This is a genomic window from Achromobacter sp. E1, from assembly GCF_037039475.1.
In the GTDB taxonomy this organism is placed as follows: Bacteria; Pseudomonadota; Gammaproteobacteria; order Burkholderiales; family Burkholderiaceae_B; genus Achromobacter; species Achromobacter mucicolens.
Genome location: NZ_CP146253.1, coordinates 664,700 through 679,851 on the forward strand (window position 1 = coordinate 664,700; position 15,152 = coordinate 679,851).

Consider the following 15,152-nt stretch of genomic DNA (forward strand, 5'->3'; position numbering starts at 1 on the left):
GCCGGATCTCGCATCAGGATCCATACTAGGAACGGGTATTTATGCGGGTACTTTTCGTTTCCGTACTTGGAAAATCAAGGATTCATAAGGTATCCAAAAGCTTGTTAGGCTGACCCTCTGTCCGCCAGGAATACCGGCAAGGCCTCACCGGCCAGCCAAGAAATGCTCCGATTCCCCAGAAATCGGGGCTTTTTGCATTTCCGGGAATCGTTACGGTACGCTCCTGCCATGACTCTCGACACGCCGATTCGATCATCCGCGCCTCGCCTGGATCTCTACAGCCTGCAGGTCTTTGTGGCCGTGGTCGAAGAAGGCAGTATTGCGGCGGCCGCCACGCGTGAGCACATCGCGCCGTCTGCGTTGAGCAAGCGGTTGTCTGAATTGGAGCGCATCCTGGATGTGGCGCTGATCACGCGGCGCGCGCGAGGGGTGGAAGCGACGGGCGCTGGCCATGCGTTGGCGCGGCATGCGCGGGCGCTGCTGCATCAGGCGCGCGGCCTGACGGACGAGATCCGGGACTTTTCGTCGGGCGTGCGCGGGCACGTGCGTATTGCGGCTAACCTGTCGTCCATCACGCAGTTTCTGCCGGAAGATCTGCAGCGCTTTCTGGCTCTGCATCCCGGCGTGCAGATCGATCTTGAGGAAAACGTCAGTTCGGCGGTGACGCGCGCGGTGCAGGAAAACGTGAGCGATATCGGCATCTATACCCAGACCGATGACGACAGCGGGCTGCAGAGTTTTCCGTACCGGCGCGATGTGATGACGCTGGTGGTCAACCGGTCTCATCCGCTTGCTGCGCGCGAGCGCGTGGCGTTTGCCGACACGCTGGAATACGACCATGTCGGCATGCACCGGGGCAGCGCCGCGAACTACCTGTTCACGCGCGAGGCGGCGGCCATCAATCGGACGGTGCGGCTGCGGTTCCAGGTCACCTCGTACGATGCGCTGGTGTCGATGGTGCGCCGGGAGCTGGGCATCGGCATCGTGCCCGTGGAGGCGCTATCCCTCTTCGATTGCGGCGATCTTAGGATTATCCCTTTGACGGACGCGTGGGCGCGGCGCCAGCTCAAATTGTGCGTGCGCAGCAATGAACCCCTGTCCGGCGCAGCCCGGCTGCTGATGGAACACCTGCTGCAAGAGGCCGCCGCCTCGGGCGATTGACGCCGGGCCCGCCGCATTCGGCCGGGTATGTTGCGCGGCAAAATCCGGACGGCCAACGCAGGCGCTGCCCCGCGCAGCCATCGCGAATGGCGATGCCCCGCTGAAGATTCGCGATTTGTGCCGGGGCGGATGACCTCGGAAGATGACTCATCAAGCCCATGGACCGCGCGCCGCGCGGGCGCGAGGAGACAGATGTGAGCCTTCCAAGCCGAGTGCAGATCGTGGAGGTGGGACTGCGGGACGGACTGCAAAGCGAGCCCGAGTTTGTGCCCACCGACACCAAGGCTGCCATCCTGAATGAATTGATTGCCGCCGGCGTGCGCCACATCGAGGCAACCTCGTTCGTGTCGCCCCGTGCCGTGCCGCAGATGCGCGACGCCGCGGAACTGCTGGCGCTGGCGGACAAGCGGCCCGGCGTGGTGTTGAGCGCGCTGGCGCCGAACCCGCGCGGCGTTGAACGCGCGCTGGCATCGCGTGCCGATGAGGTCGTGGTGTTCCTGTCGGCCAGCGAAAGCCACAACAGAAAGAACCTGAACCGGTCCGTGGAGCAATCGCTGCGCGACATCGAGGACGTGGCGGCGCTGTTAAAGGGCCATCCCATGCGGCGCAAGGGCGCCATCGCGGTGGCCTTCGGTTGTCCATTCGAAGGCGATATCGATATCGCCACGTTAAAGACCATCGTGGCCGAGTTTGCCCGCCTGAATTTCGACGCCGTCACGCTGGGCGACACAACGGGCATGGCGACGCCGCGGCTGGTGCGCAAGACGGTCGACGCGCTGCGCGCGGCGTTTCCAGCCATGGACTTTTCCCTGCACTTTCACAACACGCGCGGCCTCGGGCTGGTGAATGTGGTCGAGGGGCTGCACGCGGGCATCACGTCCTTTGAATCGTCGCTGGGCGGCTTGGGCGGCTGCCCGTTCGCGCCGGGGGCGACGGGAAATGTCTGCACCGAAGACACGGTCAATCTGCTGCACGAGATGGACATCGAGACAGGCATTGACCTGGCAGCGCTGATCCAGGCGTCGCGGCATCTTGAACAGGTGATGAAGCGCCCGTTGTCCGGCCAGGTGATGAAGGCCGGGCCGCGTCTTGCCTTGCACGATTACGACGGCGCCGTGGCCGCCGTCGGCTGATTTCCGCAACCCTGGATTCACAAGAACCCATGCCTTTATCCGGATTCCGCATTCTGGACCTGACCCGCATCATCTCGGGCCCGTTCTGCACCTCACTTCTCGCCGACATGGGCGCAGAGGTCATCAAGATCGAGACGCCTGGCGAAGGCGACCCGGTGCGCGCACAGGGCGTGATACGCGATGGCCTGAGCTGGTACTTCGCCAACTACAACCGCAACAAGAAATCCGTCACGCTCGACCTGTACAGCGAGGAGGGCAAGGCCGTGCTGCGGCGCCTGATCGCCGAATGCGATGTGATCGTCGAGAACTACCGGCCGGGCGTCATGCAGAAGATGGGCCTGGGCGACGAGGCGCTCAAGGCGCTCAAGCCCGACATCATTCATTGCAGCATCAACGGCTTTGGCACGACGGGGCCATATCGCGACCGGCCGGCCTTCGATTTCATCGCGCAGGCGATGAGCGGGTTCATGAGCCTGAATGGCGCGGAAAGCCAGCCGCCGATGCGCGCGGGTCCGCCCATCAGCGATCTGGTGGCTGGGATGAATGGCGCGCTGGGCATCGTGGCGGCGCTGTTGCGCCGCGAGCGCACTGACCAGGGCGACAGCGTCAGCGTGAGCCTTTTGGGCAGCATGATCGGCCTCTTGAGCTTTCAGGCGTCGAACTATTTTGCCGACGGTCGGCTGCCGGCGCGCACGGGCAACGATCACGGCATCGCGTCGCCCTACGGGCTGTTCGAGACGGCCGACGGGCAGGTCGCCATCGCGCCCAGCAACGACGTCGTCTATCACAAGCTGCTGGATGCGCTGGAGCTGTCCGAGCTGCGCGCCGACCCGCGCTTTGCGACGAACGCGGATCGCATGCGCAACCGTGGCGCGATCACCGAGGCCATCCAGACGCGCACGCGTCAGCACACCAGTGCCCACTGGATCGAACGGCTGAACCGGTTCGGCGTGCCATGCGGCCAGGTGCTGAACCTGCAGGAAGTGTTCGAGGATCCCCAGGTGCAGGACCAGCGCATGGCGATCGACGTTCCGCATGGCGGCCACGGCGATGTGCGTATGCTGGGTTTCCCGATCAAGTTTGCGCAGGCTGAAGCCCGTCCCGTGCAACCGGCGCCCGCGCTGGGCGCCGATACCCGCGATGTGCTGCTGCAGTTCGGTTTTGCGCAGGACGACATTATTGGATTGCAGGAACGCGGCGTCATCTGAACGCGCCGCGGCAGGACCACCAAGGCGACACCGCCTGCCTATAAAGCAATAACGATGGAGACACATCACATGCTACGCAACCTTCTGCTTTCAGCTTGCGTGCTGGGCGTCGCGGCAGGCGCCCACGCCCAGGAGTCCTACCCGAATCAGCCCATCCGCATCATCGTGCCGTTCACCCCGGGCGGCGGCACGGACTTCCTGTCCCGCACGGTGGCCGCCAAGCTGGGCGAGACCACCAAATGGAACGTGGTGGCCGAGAACCGGCCGGGCGCGGGCGGCACCATCGGCATCGGCGCGGCCGCGCGCGCCAAGCCGGACGGCTACGAGATCGTCATGGGGCAGGTCGACAACCTGGCGGTGGCGCCTTCCATCTACAGCAAGCTTTCGTACGACCCGGTCAAGGACTTTTCGCCGATCGGCATCGTGGGCGAAGCGCCGCTGGTCATTGTGGCCGGCAAGTCCAGCCCCTATCAGACCTTGCAGGCGCTGATCGAAGCGGCCCGCAAGGCGCCCGGCGCGGTCAACTACGGGTCGCCCGGCGCCGGCACCATTACGCACCTGGCTGCCGAACTGCTTCAGCAGCGGGCGGACATCAAGCTGGTGCATGTGCCGTACAAGGGGTCGGGGCCGGCCATGGCCGACCTGCTGGGCGGACAGGTGCCGGTGATCTTCACGTCGATCCCGTCGGCAGCGCCGCAGCTCAAGGCCGGCAGCGCGGTCGCGCTGGCCGTGACCTCGCCGCAGCGCAGCCCGGTGCTGCCCGACGTGCCGACGGTGGCGGAACTGGGTTATCCGAACTTCGATGTGCGGGTCTGGTATGGCTTGCTGGCGCCGGCCAAGACGCCCAAGCCCATCATCCAGACGCTGAACACGGAACTGAACAAGGTGCTGGCGTTGCCGGCGATGCAGGAAGCCTTGGCCGCTCAGGGCGCGCAGGCCATGCCCACGACGCCGGAGCAGTTCTCGGCGACCATCAAGCAGGACTACCAGAAGTGGAAGCCTGTGATCGAGGGCGCGAAGGTGAAGCTGGATTGAGGGCCGGAAGCGAGGCGACGGCTGCGCGTCAGGGCTTGGGCGTGTCGTACGACGTATCCAGCACGTCGTCTTCTGGCGTGATGACGCCGGGCTCGCCGGGTTCGGCAATGGCGCGTCCGCGCCGCGGCATGCCGGCCACGACCTTGCTTTCATCGGGCATGGGCAGGGTTTCGGTGCCCTTGCGCGGGTCGGTGTGAGGTTTTTGTTCGTCAGCAGCCTTGGACGCGGCGTTCGGATCGGGAGAGGTTTTCAACATGGCGATTGCTCCGGCTGCGCGCATGCCAGGATGGCGATGCGCCTGGACATGGACCTATCTTAGAACCGCCGCCGCGGGCAGGCTGCGTTCTGGATGTCACGATTGCAAGGGGCTGTTGCAGGACAACGGCCCCCAAACTTGCCACACTGCATCCTTATAATCCTCACCTTCCCGCCGCCTTGCGCGCGCCGACACCCACACTTCCTTTTCCTCGCCTGCCTTGACCGAATCCGTCGAACGCTCCGTTCATGCTGAACTCGTTGCCGTGCTGGTGGCCGTCACCAACGGCGAGCCGCGCGTGCTGACCACGGACGATGCGCGCGCGTTGCCGGCCGGACCGTTCGAGCTGTCGCATCGCTCGCTGCAGGCCGGTTTGCGCGACTGGGTGGAAGCGCAGACGCACCATCCGCTAGGCTATGTCGAACAGCTTTATACGTTCGCGGACGGCGACCGCTCCGATGAGTCGGGCGGGCGCGTCATCTCGGTCAGCTATCTGGGCCTGACGCGCGAGGCGGGCGAAACGGGCGTAGCGCAGGTCGGATGGCAAGACTGGTATCGCTATTTTCCGTGGGAGGACCGGCGCGCCGGCACCCCCGCGCTGGTGGATGAGGTGATCGTGCCGCGCCTGTCGGCCTGGTGCGAAGACAGTGCGGACGCCTCGGTCCGCGCGCGCCGTCATCAACGCGCCGCCATCACGTTCGGCCTGGAGGGCGCTGCGTGGAACGAAGACCTGGTGCTGCAACGCTACGAACTGCTGTTCGAAGCCGGGCTGGTGCCCGAGGCGGCGCGGCGCACCGGGGGCCAGGCCGCAGCGCCGGGGCAGCCGATGCGTCACGACCACCGGCGCATCCTGGCCACTGGCATCGCGCGCTTGCGCGCCAAGATCAAGTACCGTCCGGTGGTGTTCGAGCTGATGCCGGACGAATTCACGCTGTTGCAGTTGCAGATGGCGGTCGAGGCGCTGGCGGGGCGGGGTCTGCACAAGCAGAACTTTCGCCGCTTCATCGAGCAGCAGGACTTGGTGGAAGAGACCGGCGCGATGGCGACCGGGACGGCGGGACGGCCTGCCAAGCTTTTCCGGTTCCGCCGGGATGTCCTGCTGGAGCGCGCCATTGCAGGCAGCAAGCTGCCCGTCTCGCGTGTCGTTTGACGCTTGACAAGGCTTATACTCATATTTAGCATAAGTGTTGCGCAAATCTCGCGCGCCTTTTTTTACGCTACAAATACTCAAAATGAGCATTAAAGCCGCTGTGCCCGCCGCCGCTGATCGCCTGCCCGTTCCGCCCTTGCCGGACGTCATGCTGGAGCCGCTTGTGCGCGCGGCGCTGCTGGAAGACCTGGGCCGCGCTGGCGACCTGACCACCGACGCCATCGTGCCGGCCGACGCCACCGCCGAAACGCGGCTGGTGGCGCGGCAGGAGGGCGTGTTGGCGGGGCTGGATCTGGCCCGCCTGGCGTTCCGGCTGATGGATCCCAGTCTTGCGTTCACGGTGTCTCACCGCGACGGCACTGATCTGGCGCCGGGGATGGAGATCGCACGCATTCAGGGCAATGCCCGCGCGATGCTCAGCGCGGAGCGGGTCGCGCTCAATTTCCTGTGCCACCTGAGCGGCGTGGCGACCGCCACGGCGTCGATTGCGCGCGCGATTGCGGGTTACGGCGCGCGCGTCACGTGCACCCGCAAGACCATGCCGGGACTGCGGGCGGTGCAGAAGTACGCCGTGCGTGTGGGGGGCGGCAGCAATCACCGTCACGGGCTGGACGATGCGGTGCTGATCAAGGACAACCACATCGCGCTGGCCGGCAGCGTGGCGACGGCCGTCGAGCGCGCACGCGCCGGCGTCGGCCACATGGTCAAGATCGAACTGGAGGTCGACACGCTGGAGCAGCTTGAGGTCGCGCTGGCGCTGGGTGTGGACGTGTTGCTGCTGGACAACATGAGTCTTGACGACCTGCGCCGCGCCGTCGCCATGGCGCGGGGCCGTGCCATCACCGAGGCCTCGGGCCGCATCACGCCCGATACCGCGGCGGCCGTGGCCGCCACCGGCGTGGACCAGATCGCCGTGGGCTGGCTGACGCACAGCGCCAAGGTGCTCGACATCGGTCTGGACGCCTGAACGTTTATCGGCCCACAAAATGAAACGCCTGCTGCTTTCGTCGCTCTCGCTGCTGACCCTGACCCTGACTGCCTGCGGCAATCCGCCGTCGGGCGAAGCGCCTGCAGACGCATCGTATCCATCGCATCCGATCACGATCGTCGTGACGTTTCCGCCGGGCGGCGGCACCGACCTGCTTGCGCGCCGCCTCGGCGCCAGCCTGCAGGAGTCGCTGGGGCAGCCGGTCGTGGTGGAAAACCGGCCGGGCGCAAGCGGCAACATTGGCGCGCGCATCGTGGCCGAAGCGCCGCCCGACGGCTACACGCTGCTGATGGTGAATAGTTCGTTTGCGATCAACCCCGGTGTCTACCGCAACCTGGGCTTCTCGCCGAAGCGGGATTTTGCGGCAGTCATCAACGTGGCCTTCGTGCCTTCGGTGTTCGTCGTGCCGGCCGCCTCGCCCCTGCGCAACCTGGACGACGTGATCGCTGCCGCCGTGCCGGACAAGCCGCTGCCCTTTGCCACGTGCGGCAACGGCACGCCGCAACATCTGGCGGGCGAGCTGCTCTCTCGCAAGACGGGCGCGGTGATGCAGCAGGTGCCGTACAAGGGCTGCGGCCCGGCGCTCACGGACGTGACGGCGGGTCAGGTGGGCCTGGGGGTGGTGACGGCATCCAGCGCCGCGCCGCTCATTGCGGCCGGCAAGCTGCGCGCGCTGGCCGTGACGTCGCCGGCGCGTTCGCCGCTGATGCCCACGGTGCCGACGGTGGCCGAGCAGGGCGTGTCCGGCTACGCGCTGGATCAGTGGCATGGCCTCTTGACCCCGGCGGCCACGCCGCCCGCAGTGGTCGACAAGCTGAATGCCGCGGTGGCGAAGATCGTGCGGCGGCCGGACGTGCAGGCCGCGCTGCGCGAACAGGGCTTCACGCCTGCCAGCAGCACGCCGGAAGAATTCCAGCGGATGATCGGCGCGGATATCGACCGCTACACGGCGCTGACCGAGGCAATCGGGCTACGCGCGGATTGACGGGAATGCGGCCGATGCGGCGCGGGGCGCCGCGAATAGGCCGCGGATTCGGGATCGCAAGAGCCGGCTGCAACGCCGGCTGCGGTGCTCAGGCGGCCGCCTTGGCATGCTGCTCCAGCTGTTCCTTCAGGCCCGGTTCCAGCTTGAGCTGGCGCGCCAGTTCGTCCAGGTAGGCACGCTCCATGAAGCTTTCTTCGTCCACGACGAGCAGGCTGGCCAGGTACATCTCGGCCGCCATTTCGGGCGTCTTGGCCGACTGGGCGATCACGCTGGGATCCAGGGGACGCGACAGTTCGGCCTCCAGCCAGCGGCGGTCCTGGGCGTCGGACGACAGCTTGGCCAGTTCCGTTTCCAACAGGGATTTTTCCTCGGGGCCGATGTGGCCGTCGGCCTTGGCCGCGCCGATCATGGCGGTGAGGACCGCATTGCTGTGCTGTTCGGCTTCCGGGGCCGGCAGGCGGTCCAGCGTTTGCGGCGGCGCGCTGGGCGCGCCAGCCTGCTTGCGCTGCCAATCGCCATAGGCGCGATAGGCCAGCGCGCCCAGCGCGGCCATGCCGCCGTACATGGCGACCTTGCCGCCGATCTTGCGGGCCTTCTTGCTGCCCATCAAGAGGCCGAGGGCGCCTGCCCCCAGGGCGCCGCCGCCCAGGCCCGAAAGCAGGGACGAGCCCTTGCCGCCGGTGGCGTTTTGCACGCGGTTCGTGGTGTCGGAAAGCAGCCCTTGTCCGGACTGCAACAGTTGATCGAGTAATTGCCGGGCGCTCATGCGGCCTCCTGTGAATCTGACGGTCAGGGATATCGGACCATGGCCGCGGCAGGAAGTTCAGCTGTCCGTCAGGCGGGTCATCGGGCCCCGCAAGCGTTCAGCAAGTGCTAAAACCGTCCTGAAGCCGGCCATTCGGCAGTCCCCGGCAATCCCAACCAGGAGAATCGACCCATGAGCATCCGCGTGCGCCAGAATGCGCCCCAGTCCCTGCAGTTCACCGCGACGGCCGAAGGCCATGATCTGCCGCTGGACATGCCCAAGCCGCAGGGGGAGGGGCCGGATCCGCACGATTACTTCGATACGGCGCTGGGCGGCTGCAAGGCGATGACCCTGATGGTCTACGCGCAGCGCAAGGGGCTGCCGCTGGAATCGGTGGGGGTGGAAGTGGTGCGCGATGCCAGCGAGGAACGTCGCGGCATCTATCGGCTGACCGCCAAGCTGACGCTGCACGGTGAGCTGTCCGATGCGCAGATCGACGAATTGCTGGCCGTGGCCGAGAAGTGCCCGATCCACAAGCTGATGACGGCGGTGGACGTGCAGGTGTCCACGCTGATCGTGCGGCCGGATTGAGGAATTGCGGCGTAGGCGGCGGGGCAGCCTGCGCAAGGCGGGGCGCCGCGCCCCGCCCAGGGAAGTCTTACTCTTCCATGCCCGGGACGATGGTCGAGAAACCGCCGTCCACGTGGGTGATTTCGCCGGTCACGCCGGCAGCCAGATCCGACAGCATGAAGGCCGCGACATTGCCGACGTCTTCGATGGTGATATTGCGGCGCAGCGGAGCCTGGTTTTCGACGAACTTCAGGATGGCTGAGAAGTCCTTGATGCCGCTGGCGGCCAGGGTCTTGATCGGGCCGGCGGAGATGCCGTTGGCGCGGATGCCGCGCGGGCCCAGCGCCGAGGCCAGGTAGCGCACGCTGGCTTCGAGCGACGCCTTGGCCAGGCCCATCGTGTTGTAGTTCGGCACCACGCGCTCGGCGCCCAGGTAGGTCAGCGTCAGCACCGAGCCGTTGCGGCCTTCCATCAGGGGCAGGGCGGCCTTGGCCATGGCGGCGAAGCTGTAGGCCGAGATGTCGTGGGCGATGCGAAAGCCTTCGCGCGACAGGCCGTCCAGGAAATTGCCGGCGATGGCTTCGCGCGGCGCAAAGCCGATCGAATGGACCAGGCCGTCCAGGCCGTCCCAGTGCTGGGCCAGTTCAGCAAAGGCGCCGTCGATCTGGCTGTCTTCGGCCACGTCGCAGGGCAGCACGATGTTGCTGTTGAATTCGGCGGCAAACTCGCTCACGCGGTCCTTGAAGCGGTCGCCGACGTAAGTGAACGCCAGTTCGGCGCCTTGCTGATGACAGGCGCGCGCGATGCCGTAGGCGATGGAACGGTTGGAAAGCACCCCGGTGACCAGGATGCGTTTGCCGGCAAGAAAGCCCATAGATGTGTCCTTTGATTTTTTCCCTTCTGGAGACCGCCTATTTTAGGGAATTTGGCGGACCAGCGGGCGAGCCGGCGCGGCCCCCGTGCCGGGGCGCCGCGCCGTGCGTGGCGGGTGTCAGCCGCGCGCGTTCGTGCCGGGCACGCGCAGTTGCGTGCCGATCTTCAGGGCGCTGCCCTTGATGTTGTTGAGCGCGCGCAGCGCGTCGACGGTGGTGCCGTACTGTTTGGCCAGCGAGAACAGGGTGTCGCCCTGGCGGACCTTGTGGCTGCGCACGTTGGGGCGGGCGCTGGAGACGCGCACGGCGGGCGCCTGCGCGGCGCGGCCACGTGGTGCGGCGGCCTTGTTGTCTTGCGGGGCCGAGTCCAGCGCGCCCACCGGAGGCGCCAGCGACGCGATCTGCACGCCGCCCGTGCCGGGGTCGCCCGGCACCAGCAGCGCCTGGCCGTTAGCGGCCTTCTGGCGGCGGCTGATGTCGTTGGTTTCGCGCAGGGTGGCTTCGGACACGCCAAACCGCTTGGCGATGGATGCGTAGGATTCGCCGCGGCGCGAGTGGTAGACCTTCCAGGCGGACAGGTCGCCCTTGTAGTTGGTGAGGTTCGCGTTGAAGATCTCGACGCGGTCGGCCGGCAGCAGCAGGGTGGGGCCGTGGTCGCCGCGGATGACCGGGCGGTTGAACGAGGGGTTCAGGGCCTTGAACTCGTCCAGCGGCATTTCGGCCAGCTTGGCGGCGATTTCCAGGTCGATGTCGCTGTTCTTTTGCACCGTCACGAAGTACGGCGTGTTGCCGACGGGCGGCAGCGCCACCGCATAGCGCTGCGGATCGGCAATGATGTTCTTGATGGCCTGCAGCTTGGGCACGTAGTTGCGGGTCTCGTCCGGCATGTTCAGCGACAGGTAGTCGGTGTTCTGGCCGGCGGCCTCGTTCTTGGCCATGGCGCGCTGCACCGAGCCTTCGCCCCAGTTGTACGAGGCCAGGGCAAGGTACCAGTCGCCCTGCATTTCAAACAGCTTTTCCAGGTAGTCCAGCGCCGCGTTGGTCGAGGCGATGGGATCGCGGCGCTCGTCGCGCCACCAGTCCTGCTTCAGGTTGAAGTGCTGGCCCGTGGCTGGCACGAACTGCCACAGGCCCGAGGCCTGCGCGCGCGACAGTGCGGTCGGGTTGTACGCGCTTTCCACGAAGGGCAGCAGCGCCAGCTCGGTCGGCAGGCCGCGGCGGTTGATCTCGTCAACGATGAAGTAGAGGTATTTGCCGGCGCGCTCGGCCATGCGCTGCACCGCCTCGGGGTGGGACGCGTAGTAGTCGGTCCACTGCTTGGAGAGGTCGGTGTTCAGGTTGGGGATGGCGAAACCGCGGCGGATGCGGTCCCACGCGTCAGCCGGCGGGTTGGTCAGGTCGATCGTGCGGGAGGTGTCCCGGGCGATGTATCGGCCTTGGGAATTGGTGGTGAGGTTCTTGCTATCGGGGGCTTTGGTTCCTGCGCAACCGGCGAGGACTGCCAGCATGAGCGGCAGAAGGAGTCGGGATAGATTCATCAGGTGGTCACTTGAAATCGTTCTTCCATTCACGAAGGGAGGCAAAGACCTCTACCGGCGTAGTCTGGCTGCGTCCGGCCCAACTTGCTGCGGCCTGGACGACGTCGGGCTGCTGTGTGCGCAAGAACGGATTGGTCGCGCGTTCCTGACCGATGGTCGAAGGAAGCGTGGGGTGTCCTTCCGCGCGTAATTGCTGGGCCCGCAGATGCCACGTTTGCAGGTCGCGGTTGGCCGGTTCGACGGCCAATGCCCAGCGAAGGTTCGCTAGAGTGTACTCGTGTGCGCAAAAAACTTTTGTATCTGGCGGTAAAGCGGAAAATTTTTCCAAGGAATCAAACATTTGCGCGGGCGTGCCCTCGAAAAGGCGGCCACAGCCCCCCGCGAAAAGCGTGTCGCCACAGAAGAGCGCGTGGTCGACGCCGGCCGCGCGGCCCGCGTACGCGATGTGGCCCGCCGTATGGCCCGGAACGTCCAGCACCGACAGGTCCAGATCCAGTTCCGGCAGCGTCACGCGGTCGCCTTCGGCCAGCCGGACATCGCAGCGCGGCAGCTTTTCGCGCGCCGGACCATATACGGTGATGCCCTCGATGCGGGACAATTCCAGCACGCCTCCCACATGGTCGCCGTGGTGATGCGTGAGTAGAATGGCGCGCAGCTTCAAGCCTTGCTGATCCAGAAACCGCAAGACGGGCCCGGCTTCGCCGGGGTCCACGACCGCCACCTGGCCGTCGCGGACGATCGCCCAGATGTAGTTGTCGGAAAAGGCTGGCAAAGGCAAGACCGCGGCGTTGCGATCGCGGCCGCCTGCGGGGGCGGTCAAGGCTTGCATGGGATTCGAAGGAAAAAACGTGGCAGAAGAAACTCCGCCGATTGTAGAACTGGCCGAATGGTTCCAGACGCCGCCGGGCCAGTACGTGCTGGCCTGGGAGCGCGCCCAGTTCGACGCGGCCGTCGCGGATGTCTTCGGATATTACGCCTGGCAGGTCGGCCTTGCCGACCTTAACCTGTTGGGGGCCAACCGGATGCCGTTCAAGGGCTACGTGGGCACCGAGACCCCGGCGCCGGAAAGCCTGCCGGGCTGGCAGTCGCGCGTGGTCGTCGCGCAGCCGGAGGCCCTGCCGTTCGAATCCCAGAGCGTGGACCTCCTGATCCTGCCGCACACCTTTGAACTCACGCCCGAACCCCACAACGTGCTGCGCGAGGTCGAGCGCGTCCTCGTCCCCGAGGGCCGTGTCGTCATTTCGGGGTTCAACCCCTGGAGCATGTGGGGCGCCCGCACCCGCATGCCGGGCATGGAGCCCTGGCTGCCGCAGCCGCCGTCGTCGCAGGTGTCGCTGGCGCGGCTCAAGGATTGGTTCAAGCTGCTGTCGCTGGAGGTCGATGAAAGCCAGTTCGGCTGCTACGCGCCGGCCTGCCGCAGCGAAAAATGGCTTGAGCGCTGGAGCTTCCTGGAATCGGCCGGCGCCCGCTGGTGGAGCCTGGGCGGCGCGGTGTACATGGTCTCGGCGGTCAAGCGCGTGACCGGCATGCGTATCATCGGGCCTGCCTGGAAGACCAAACCCAAGCGCGCCCGCGCGGCCTCGGTGGTGGTCAACCGCCAGGCGGACGATGGCTTTGACCCCTCCTGAGCCGCCGGGCCCGCCTCACATTGCAAGCACAAGGACACGCACGCAGCACCATGCAGGACAACAAAACGAACGACCAGAAAGTGGAAATGTGGACCGACGGCGCCTGCAAGGGCAATCCGGGACCCGGCGGCTGGGGCGTGCTGATGCGCGCCGGCGCGCACGAAAAGACGCTGCATGGCGGCGAGCTCCAGACCACGAACAACCGGATGGAACTGCTGGCGGTCATCGAAGGCCTGCGCGCGCTCAAGCGCCCCTGCGTCGTCACGATCCACACCGACTCGCAATATGTCATGAAGGGCATGACCGAGTGGCTGGCCAACTGGAAGCGGCGCGGCTGGATCACCGCCGAGAAAAAGCCGGTCAAGAACGCCGAACTCTGGCAGGCGCTGGATGAACAGGTGCAGCGCCACACGGTGTCCTGGCGCTGGGTCCGCGGGCACGCGGGCGACCCCGGCAACGAGCGCGCCGACCAGCTGGCCAACATGGGCGTGGACGTCGCGCGCCGCGCGTGAAAGCGCCTGGCTTGGCCGTCTGGCCCGCGGGCGGCGTCGGGCGGGCACCGTCATAACGGGCACTCAACAAATCGGCCCTAAGGTGGCCCAGCGTCCCGCGCGGCATCCGGATATACCCTTGAATTCACCGTCCAGGGCAGATTTAGTTCTTTCATCGCGCTTCAGGATTGTTCCAGTATGTAAATCCGGGTGCTAAAGTGCCAACCCTTCCTCCAGTTCCTGCGGCGACGTCCGAGTGGGGCATGCCCGGTCCGCGCCGCAACACCGCCACTTTCGCGCATGAAAAAAGCTGTACTGCTGGCCGCCGTCGCGGCAGGGTTGGCCGCGGGGGCCGCGCTCGGCGTATTTGTGCCGCGCTGGCTGGCGCCGGCCGCAACCCCTGCACAGGCTTCCGCCAAACCTCAATCCGCTCCCGCCGCGCCGGCCCGTGTCGCCGTGGCCGCCGTCCAGGAAGTGCCTTTTGCGCGCGGTCTGTCGGCCGTGGGCAGCCTGCGCTCCGATGAGTCCGTCGTCCTGCGCCCCGAAGTGGCCGGACGCATCCAAGCCATTGATTTCAAGGAAGGTCAGCCCGTCAAGCAGGGCCAGCTTCTCATCCGCCTGGACGACTCCGTGCCGCGCGCTGAATTGGCGCAGGCGCGCGCCAACCTGACGCTGGCGCAAAGCCATTACCGCCGCGCCGTCGAACTGCAGGGCAAGGGCTTCGTCAGCCAGCAGGCGCGCGACGAGTCGGCCAGCACGCTGAAGGTGCAGGAAGCCGCCGTGGCGCTGGCGCAGGCCCGCCTGGACAAGATGACCATTACCGCACCCTTTGCCGGCATCGTCGGACTGCGCAGCGTGTCCGTGGGCGATTACGTCAACCAGGGGCAGGATCTGGCGCCCCTTGAGGCCATCGATCCGCTCAAGGTGGATTTCCGCGTGCCCGAGATGTACCTGAGCAAGGTGCGCGTCGGACAGCAACTGACGCTGCGCCTGGATGCGCTGCCTGGCCAGGAGCGCCGCGGACTGGTCTACGCGGTCAGCCCGCTGGTCGACGCGGGCGGGCGGTCCATCCTGCTGCGCGCCACGGTTGCTAACCAGGACGGCGTGCTGCGCCCCGGCATGTTCGCCCGGGTGCAACTGCTCTTTAACGAAGACAAGGCGCTGGTCGCGCCAGAGGCCGCGCTATCGCCGTCGGGCGAAACGCAGTACGTTTACCGGGTCGAGAACGGCGTGGCGCATCGGCGCGAAGTGACCATCGGCGAACGCCGCGAGGGCCGCGTCGAGATCCTGACCGGCGTCGCCCTGAACGACATGCTGGTGGTCTCGGGCCTGCAGCGCGTGACCGATGGCGCGCGCGTGACCATCGTGGGCAACGGCCCATAGCCGGCCCTT

General features: G+C 66.5%; 16 protein-coding genes. 11 read left to right on the plus strand and 5 right to left on the minus strand.

What is annotated here, in order from left to right:
* Window positions 1-228: 228 nt before the first annotated feature.
* From V6V88_RS02965 to V6V88_RS02980, 4 genes are all read left to right on the plus strand, one after another.
* Window positions 229-1,161, plus strand: coding sequence for a LysR substrate-binding domain-containing protein (locus V6V88_RS02965; RefSeq protein ID WP_338617729.1), 933 nt, complete (start codon window positions 229-231; stop codon window positions 1,159-1,161).
* Window positions 1,162-1,355: 194 nt separating this feature from the next.
* On the plus strand, window positions 1,356-2,294 hold the full coding sequence (locus V6V88_RS02970) for a hydroxymethylglutaryl-CoA lyase (RefSeq protein WP_312538535.1): 939 nt from the start codon (window positions 1,356-1,358) through the stop codon (window positions 2,292-2,294).
* Window positions 2,295-2,323: 29 nt separating this feature from the next.
* Window positions 2,324-3,502: a CoA transferase gene (locus tag V6V88_RS02975; protein ID WP_338617735.1), complete on the plus strand. Its 1,179-nt coding sequence runs from the start codon at window positions 2,324-2,326 to the stop codon at window positions 3,500-3,502.
* Between the two features lie 69 nt (window positions 3,503-3,571).
* Complete coding sequence (locus tag V6V88_RS02980) at window positions 3,572-4,537, plus strand: tripartite tricarboxylate transporter substrate binding protein (protein ID WP_338617737.1); 966 nt, start codon at window positions 3,572-3,574, stop codon at window positions 4,535-4,537.
* A 28-nt stretch (window positions 4,538-4,565) separates the two neighbouring features.
* On the opposite strand, the gene V6V88_RS02985 is transcribed toward V6V88_RS02980, so the two are convergent.
* Window positions 4,566-4,793, minus strand: a complete 228-nt coding sequence (locus V6V88_RS02985; protein WP_056327865.1) for a hypothetical protein — start codon at window positions 4,791-4,793, stop codon at window positions 4,566-4,568.
* Window positions 4,794-5,013: 220 nt separating this feature from the next.
* Here V6V88_RS02985 and V6V88_RS02990 point away from each other — a divergent pair, with 220 nt between their 5' ends.
* From V6V88_RS02990 to V6V88_RS03000, 3 genes are all read left to right on the plus strand, one after another.
* Window positions 5,014-5,943: a hypothetical protein gene (locus V6V88_RS02990; protein WP_223574234.1), complete on the plus strand. Its 930-nt coding sequence runs from the start codon at window positions 5,014-5,016 to the stop codon at window positions 5,941-5,943.
* Window positions 5,944-6,025: 82 nt separating this feature from the next.
* Window positions 6,026-6,910, plus strand: a complete 885-nt coding sequence (gene nadC / locus V6V88_RS02995; protein WP_338617743.1) for a carboxylating nicotinate-nucleotide diphosphorylase — start codon at window positions 6,026-6,028, stop codon at window positions 6,908-6,910.
* Between the two features lie 19 nt (window positions 6,911-6,929).
* The gene (locus V6V88_RS03000; RefSeq protein ID WP_062838513.1) at window positions 6,930-7,916 is read left to right on the plus strand and encodes a tripartite tricarboxylate transporter substrate binding protein; all 987 of its coding nucleotides are present in this window, start codon (window positions 6,930-6,932) and stop codon (window positions 7,914-7,916) included.
* Between the two features lie 88 nt (window positions 7,917-8,004).
* On the opposite strand, the gene V6V88_RS03005 is transcribed toward V6V88_RS03000, so the two are convergent.
* Window positions 8,005-8,682 (minus strand): tellurite resistance TerB family protein, encoded by a 678-nt coding sequence (locus tag V6V88_RS03005; protein WP_062838514.1) that lies wholly within the window; start codon window positions 8,680-8,682, stop codon window positions 8,005-8,007.
* 171 nt (window positions 8,683-8,853) lie between these two features.
* Between V6V88_RS03005 and V6V88_RS03010 the strand changes: the two genes are divergently transcribed.
* Complete coding sequence (locus tag V6V88_RS03010; RefSeq protein WP_056327870.1) at window positions 8,854-9,252, plus strand: OsmC family protein; 399 nt, start codon at window positions 8,854-8,856, stop codon at window positions 9,250-9,252.
* 67 nt (window positions 9,253-9,319) lie between these two features.
* On the opposite strand, the gene fabI is transcribed toward V6V88_RS03010, so the two are convergent.
* The 3 genes from fabI to gloB form a co-directional block, all read right to left on the minus strand.
* A complete protein-coding gene (gene fabI / locus V6V88_RS03015) occupies window positions 9,320-10,105 on the minus strand; it encodes an enoyl-ACP reductase FabI (protein WP_062838515.1) in 786 nt (261 codons plus the stop codon).
* A gap of 117 nt (window positions 10,106-10,222) precedes the next feature.
* The gene (locus tag V6V88_RS03020; RefSeq protein WP_152383359.1) at window positions 10,223-11,641 is read right to left on the minus strand and encodes a transglycosylase SLT domain-containing protein; all 1,419 of its coding nucleotides are present in this window, start codon (window positions 11,639-11,641) and stop codon (window positions 10,223-10,225) included.
* A gap of 7 nt (window positions 11,642-11,648) precedes the next feature.
* Entirely contained in the window at window positions 11,649-12,470 is an 822-nt protein-coding gene (gene gloB, locus V6V88_RS03025; RefSeq protein WP_271264164.1) for a hydroxyacylglutathione hydrolase, read from the minus strand.
* 19 nt (window positions 12,471-12,489) lie between these two features.
* On the opposite strand from gloB, the gene V6V88_RS03030 reads away from it, so the two are divergent.
* The 3 genes from V6V88_RS03030 to V6V88_RS03040 all read left to right on the plus strand — a co-directional run bounded on the left by V6V88_RS03030 (window position 12,490) and on the right by V6V88_RS03040 (window position 15,143).
* The gene (locus V6V88_RS03030) at window positions 12,490-13,269 is read left to right on the plus strand and encodes a methyltransferase domain-containing protein (protein ID WP_056327932.1); all 780 of its coding nucleotides are present in this window, start codon (window positions 12,490-12,492) and stop codon (window positions 13,267-13,269) included.
* 50 nt (window positions 13,270-13,319) lie between these two features.
* Window positions 13,320-13,781: a ribonuclease HI gene (rnhA, locus tag V6V88_RS03035; protein ID WP_175211632.1), complete on the plus strand. Its 462-nt coding sequence runs from the start codon at window positions 13,320-13,322 to the stop codon at window positions 13,779-13,781.
* Window positions 13,782-14,060: 279 nt separating this feature from the next.
* Window positions 14,061-15,143 carry an efflux RND transporter periplasmic adaptor subunit gene (locus V6V88_RS03040; protein ID WP_223574238.1) on the plus strand — a complete coding sequence of 361 codons (1,083 nt, stop codon included), beginning with the start codon at window positions 14,061-14,063 and terminating at the stop codon, window positions 15,141-15,143.
* Window positions 15,144-15,152: the final 9 nt, after the last annotated feature.

Coding starts and splice junctions, on each gene's coding strand:
- V6V88_RS03020 (WP_152383359.1), bottom strand. CDS start 11,641: ATGAATCTATCCCGACTCCTTCTGCCGCTCATGCTGGCAGTCCTCGCC.
- nadC (WP_338617743.1), top strand. CDS start 6,026: ATGAGCATTAAAGCCGCTGTGCCCGCCGCCGCTGATCGCCTGCCCGTT.
- V6V88_RS02985 (WP_056327865.1), bottom strand. CDS start 4,793: ATGTTGAAAACCTCTCCCGATCCGAACGCCGCGTCCAAGGCTGCTGAC.
- V6V88_RS03010 (WP_056327870.1), top strand. CDS start 8,854: ATGAGCATCCGCGTGCGCCAGAATGCGCCCCAGTCCCTGCAGTTCACC.
- rnhA (WP_175211632.1), top strand. CDS start 13,320: ATGCAGGACAACAAAACGAACGACCAGAAAGTGGAAATGTGGACCGAC.
- V6V88_RS02965 (WP_338617729.1), top strand. CDS start 229: ATGACTCTCGACACGCCGATTCGATCATCCGCGCCTCGCCTGGATCTC.
- V6V88_RS03040 (WP_223574238.1), top strand. CDS start 14,061: ATGAAAAAAGCTGTACTGCTGGCCGCCGTCGCGGCAGGGTTGGCCGCG.
- fabI (WP_062838515.1), bottom strand. CDS start 10,105: ATGGGCTTTCTTGCCGGCAAACGCATCCTGGTCACCGGGGTGCTTTCC.
- V6V88_RS03000 (WP_062838513.1), top strand. CDS start 6,930: ATGAAACGCCTGCTGCTTTCGTCGCTCTCGCTGCTGACCCTGACCCTG.
- V6V88_RS02980 (WP_338617737.1), top strand. CDS start 3,572: ATGCTACGCAACCTTCTGCTTTCAGCTTGCGTGCTGGGCGTCGCGGCA.
- V6V88_RS02975 (WP_338617735.1), top strand. CDS start 2,324: ATGCCTTTATCCGGATTCCGCATTCTGGACCTGACCCGCATCATCTCG.
- V6V88_RS03005 (WP_062838514.1), bottom strand. CDS start 8,682: ATGAGCGCCCGGCAATTACTCGATCAACTGTTGCAGTCCGGACAAGGG.
- gloB (WP_271264164.1), bottom strand. CDS start 12,470: ATGCAAGCCTTGACCGCCCCCGCAGGCGGCCGCGATCGCAACGCCGCG.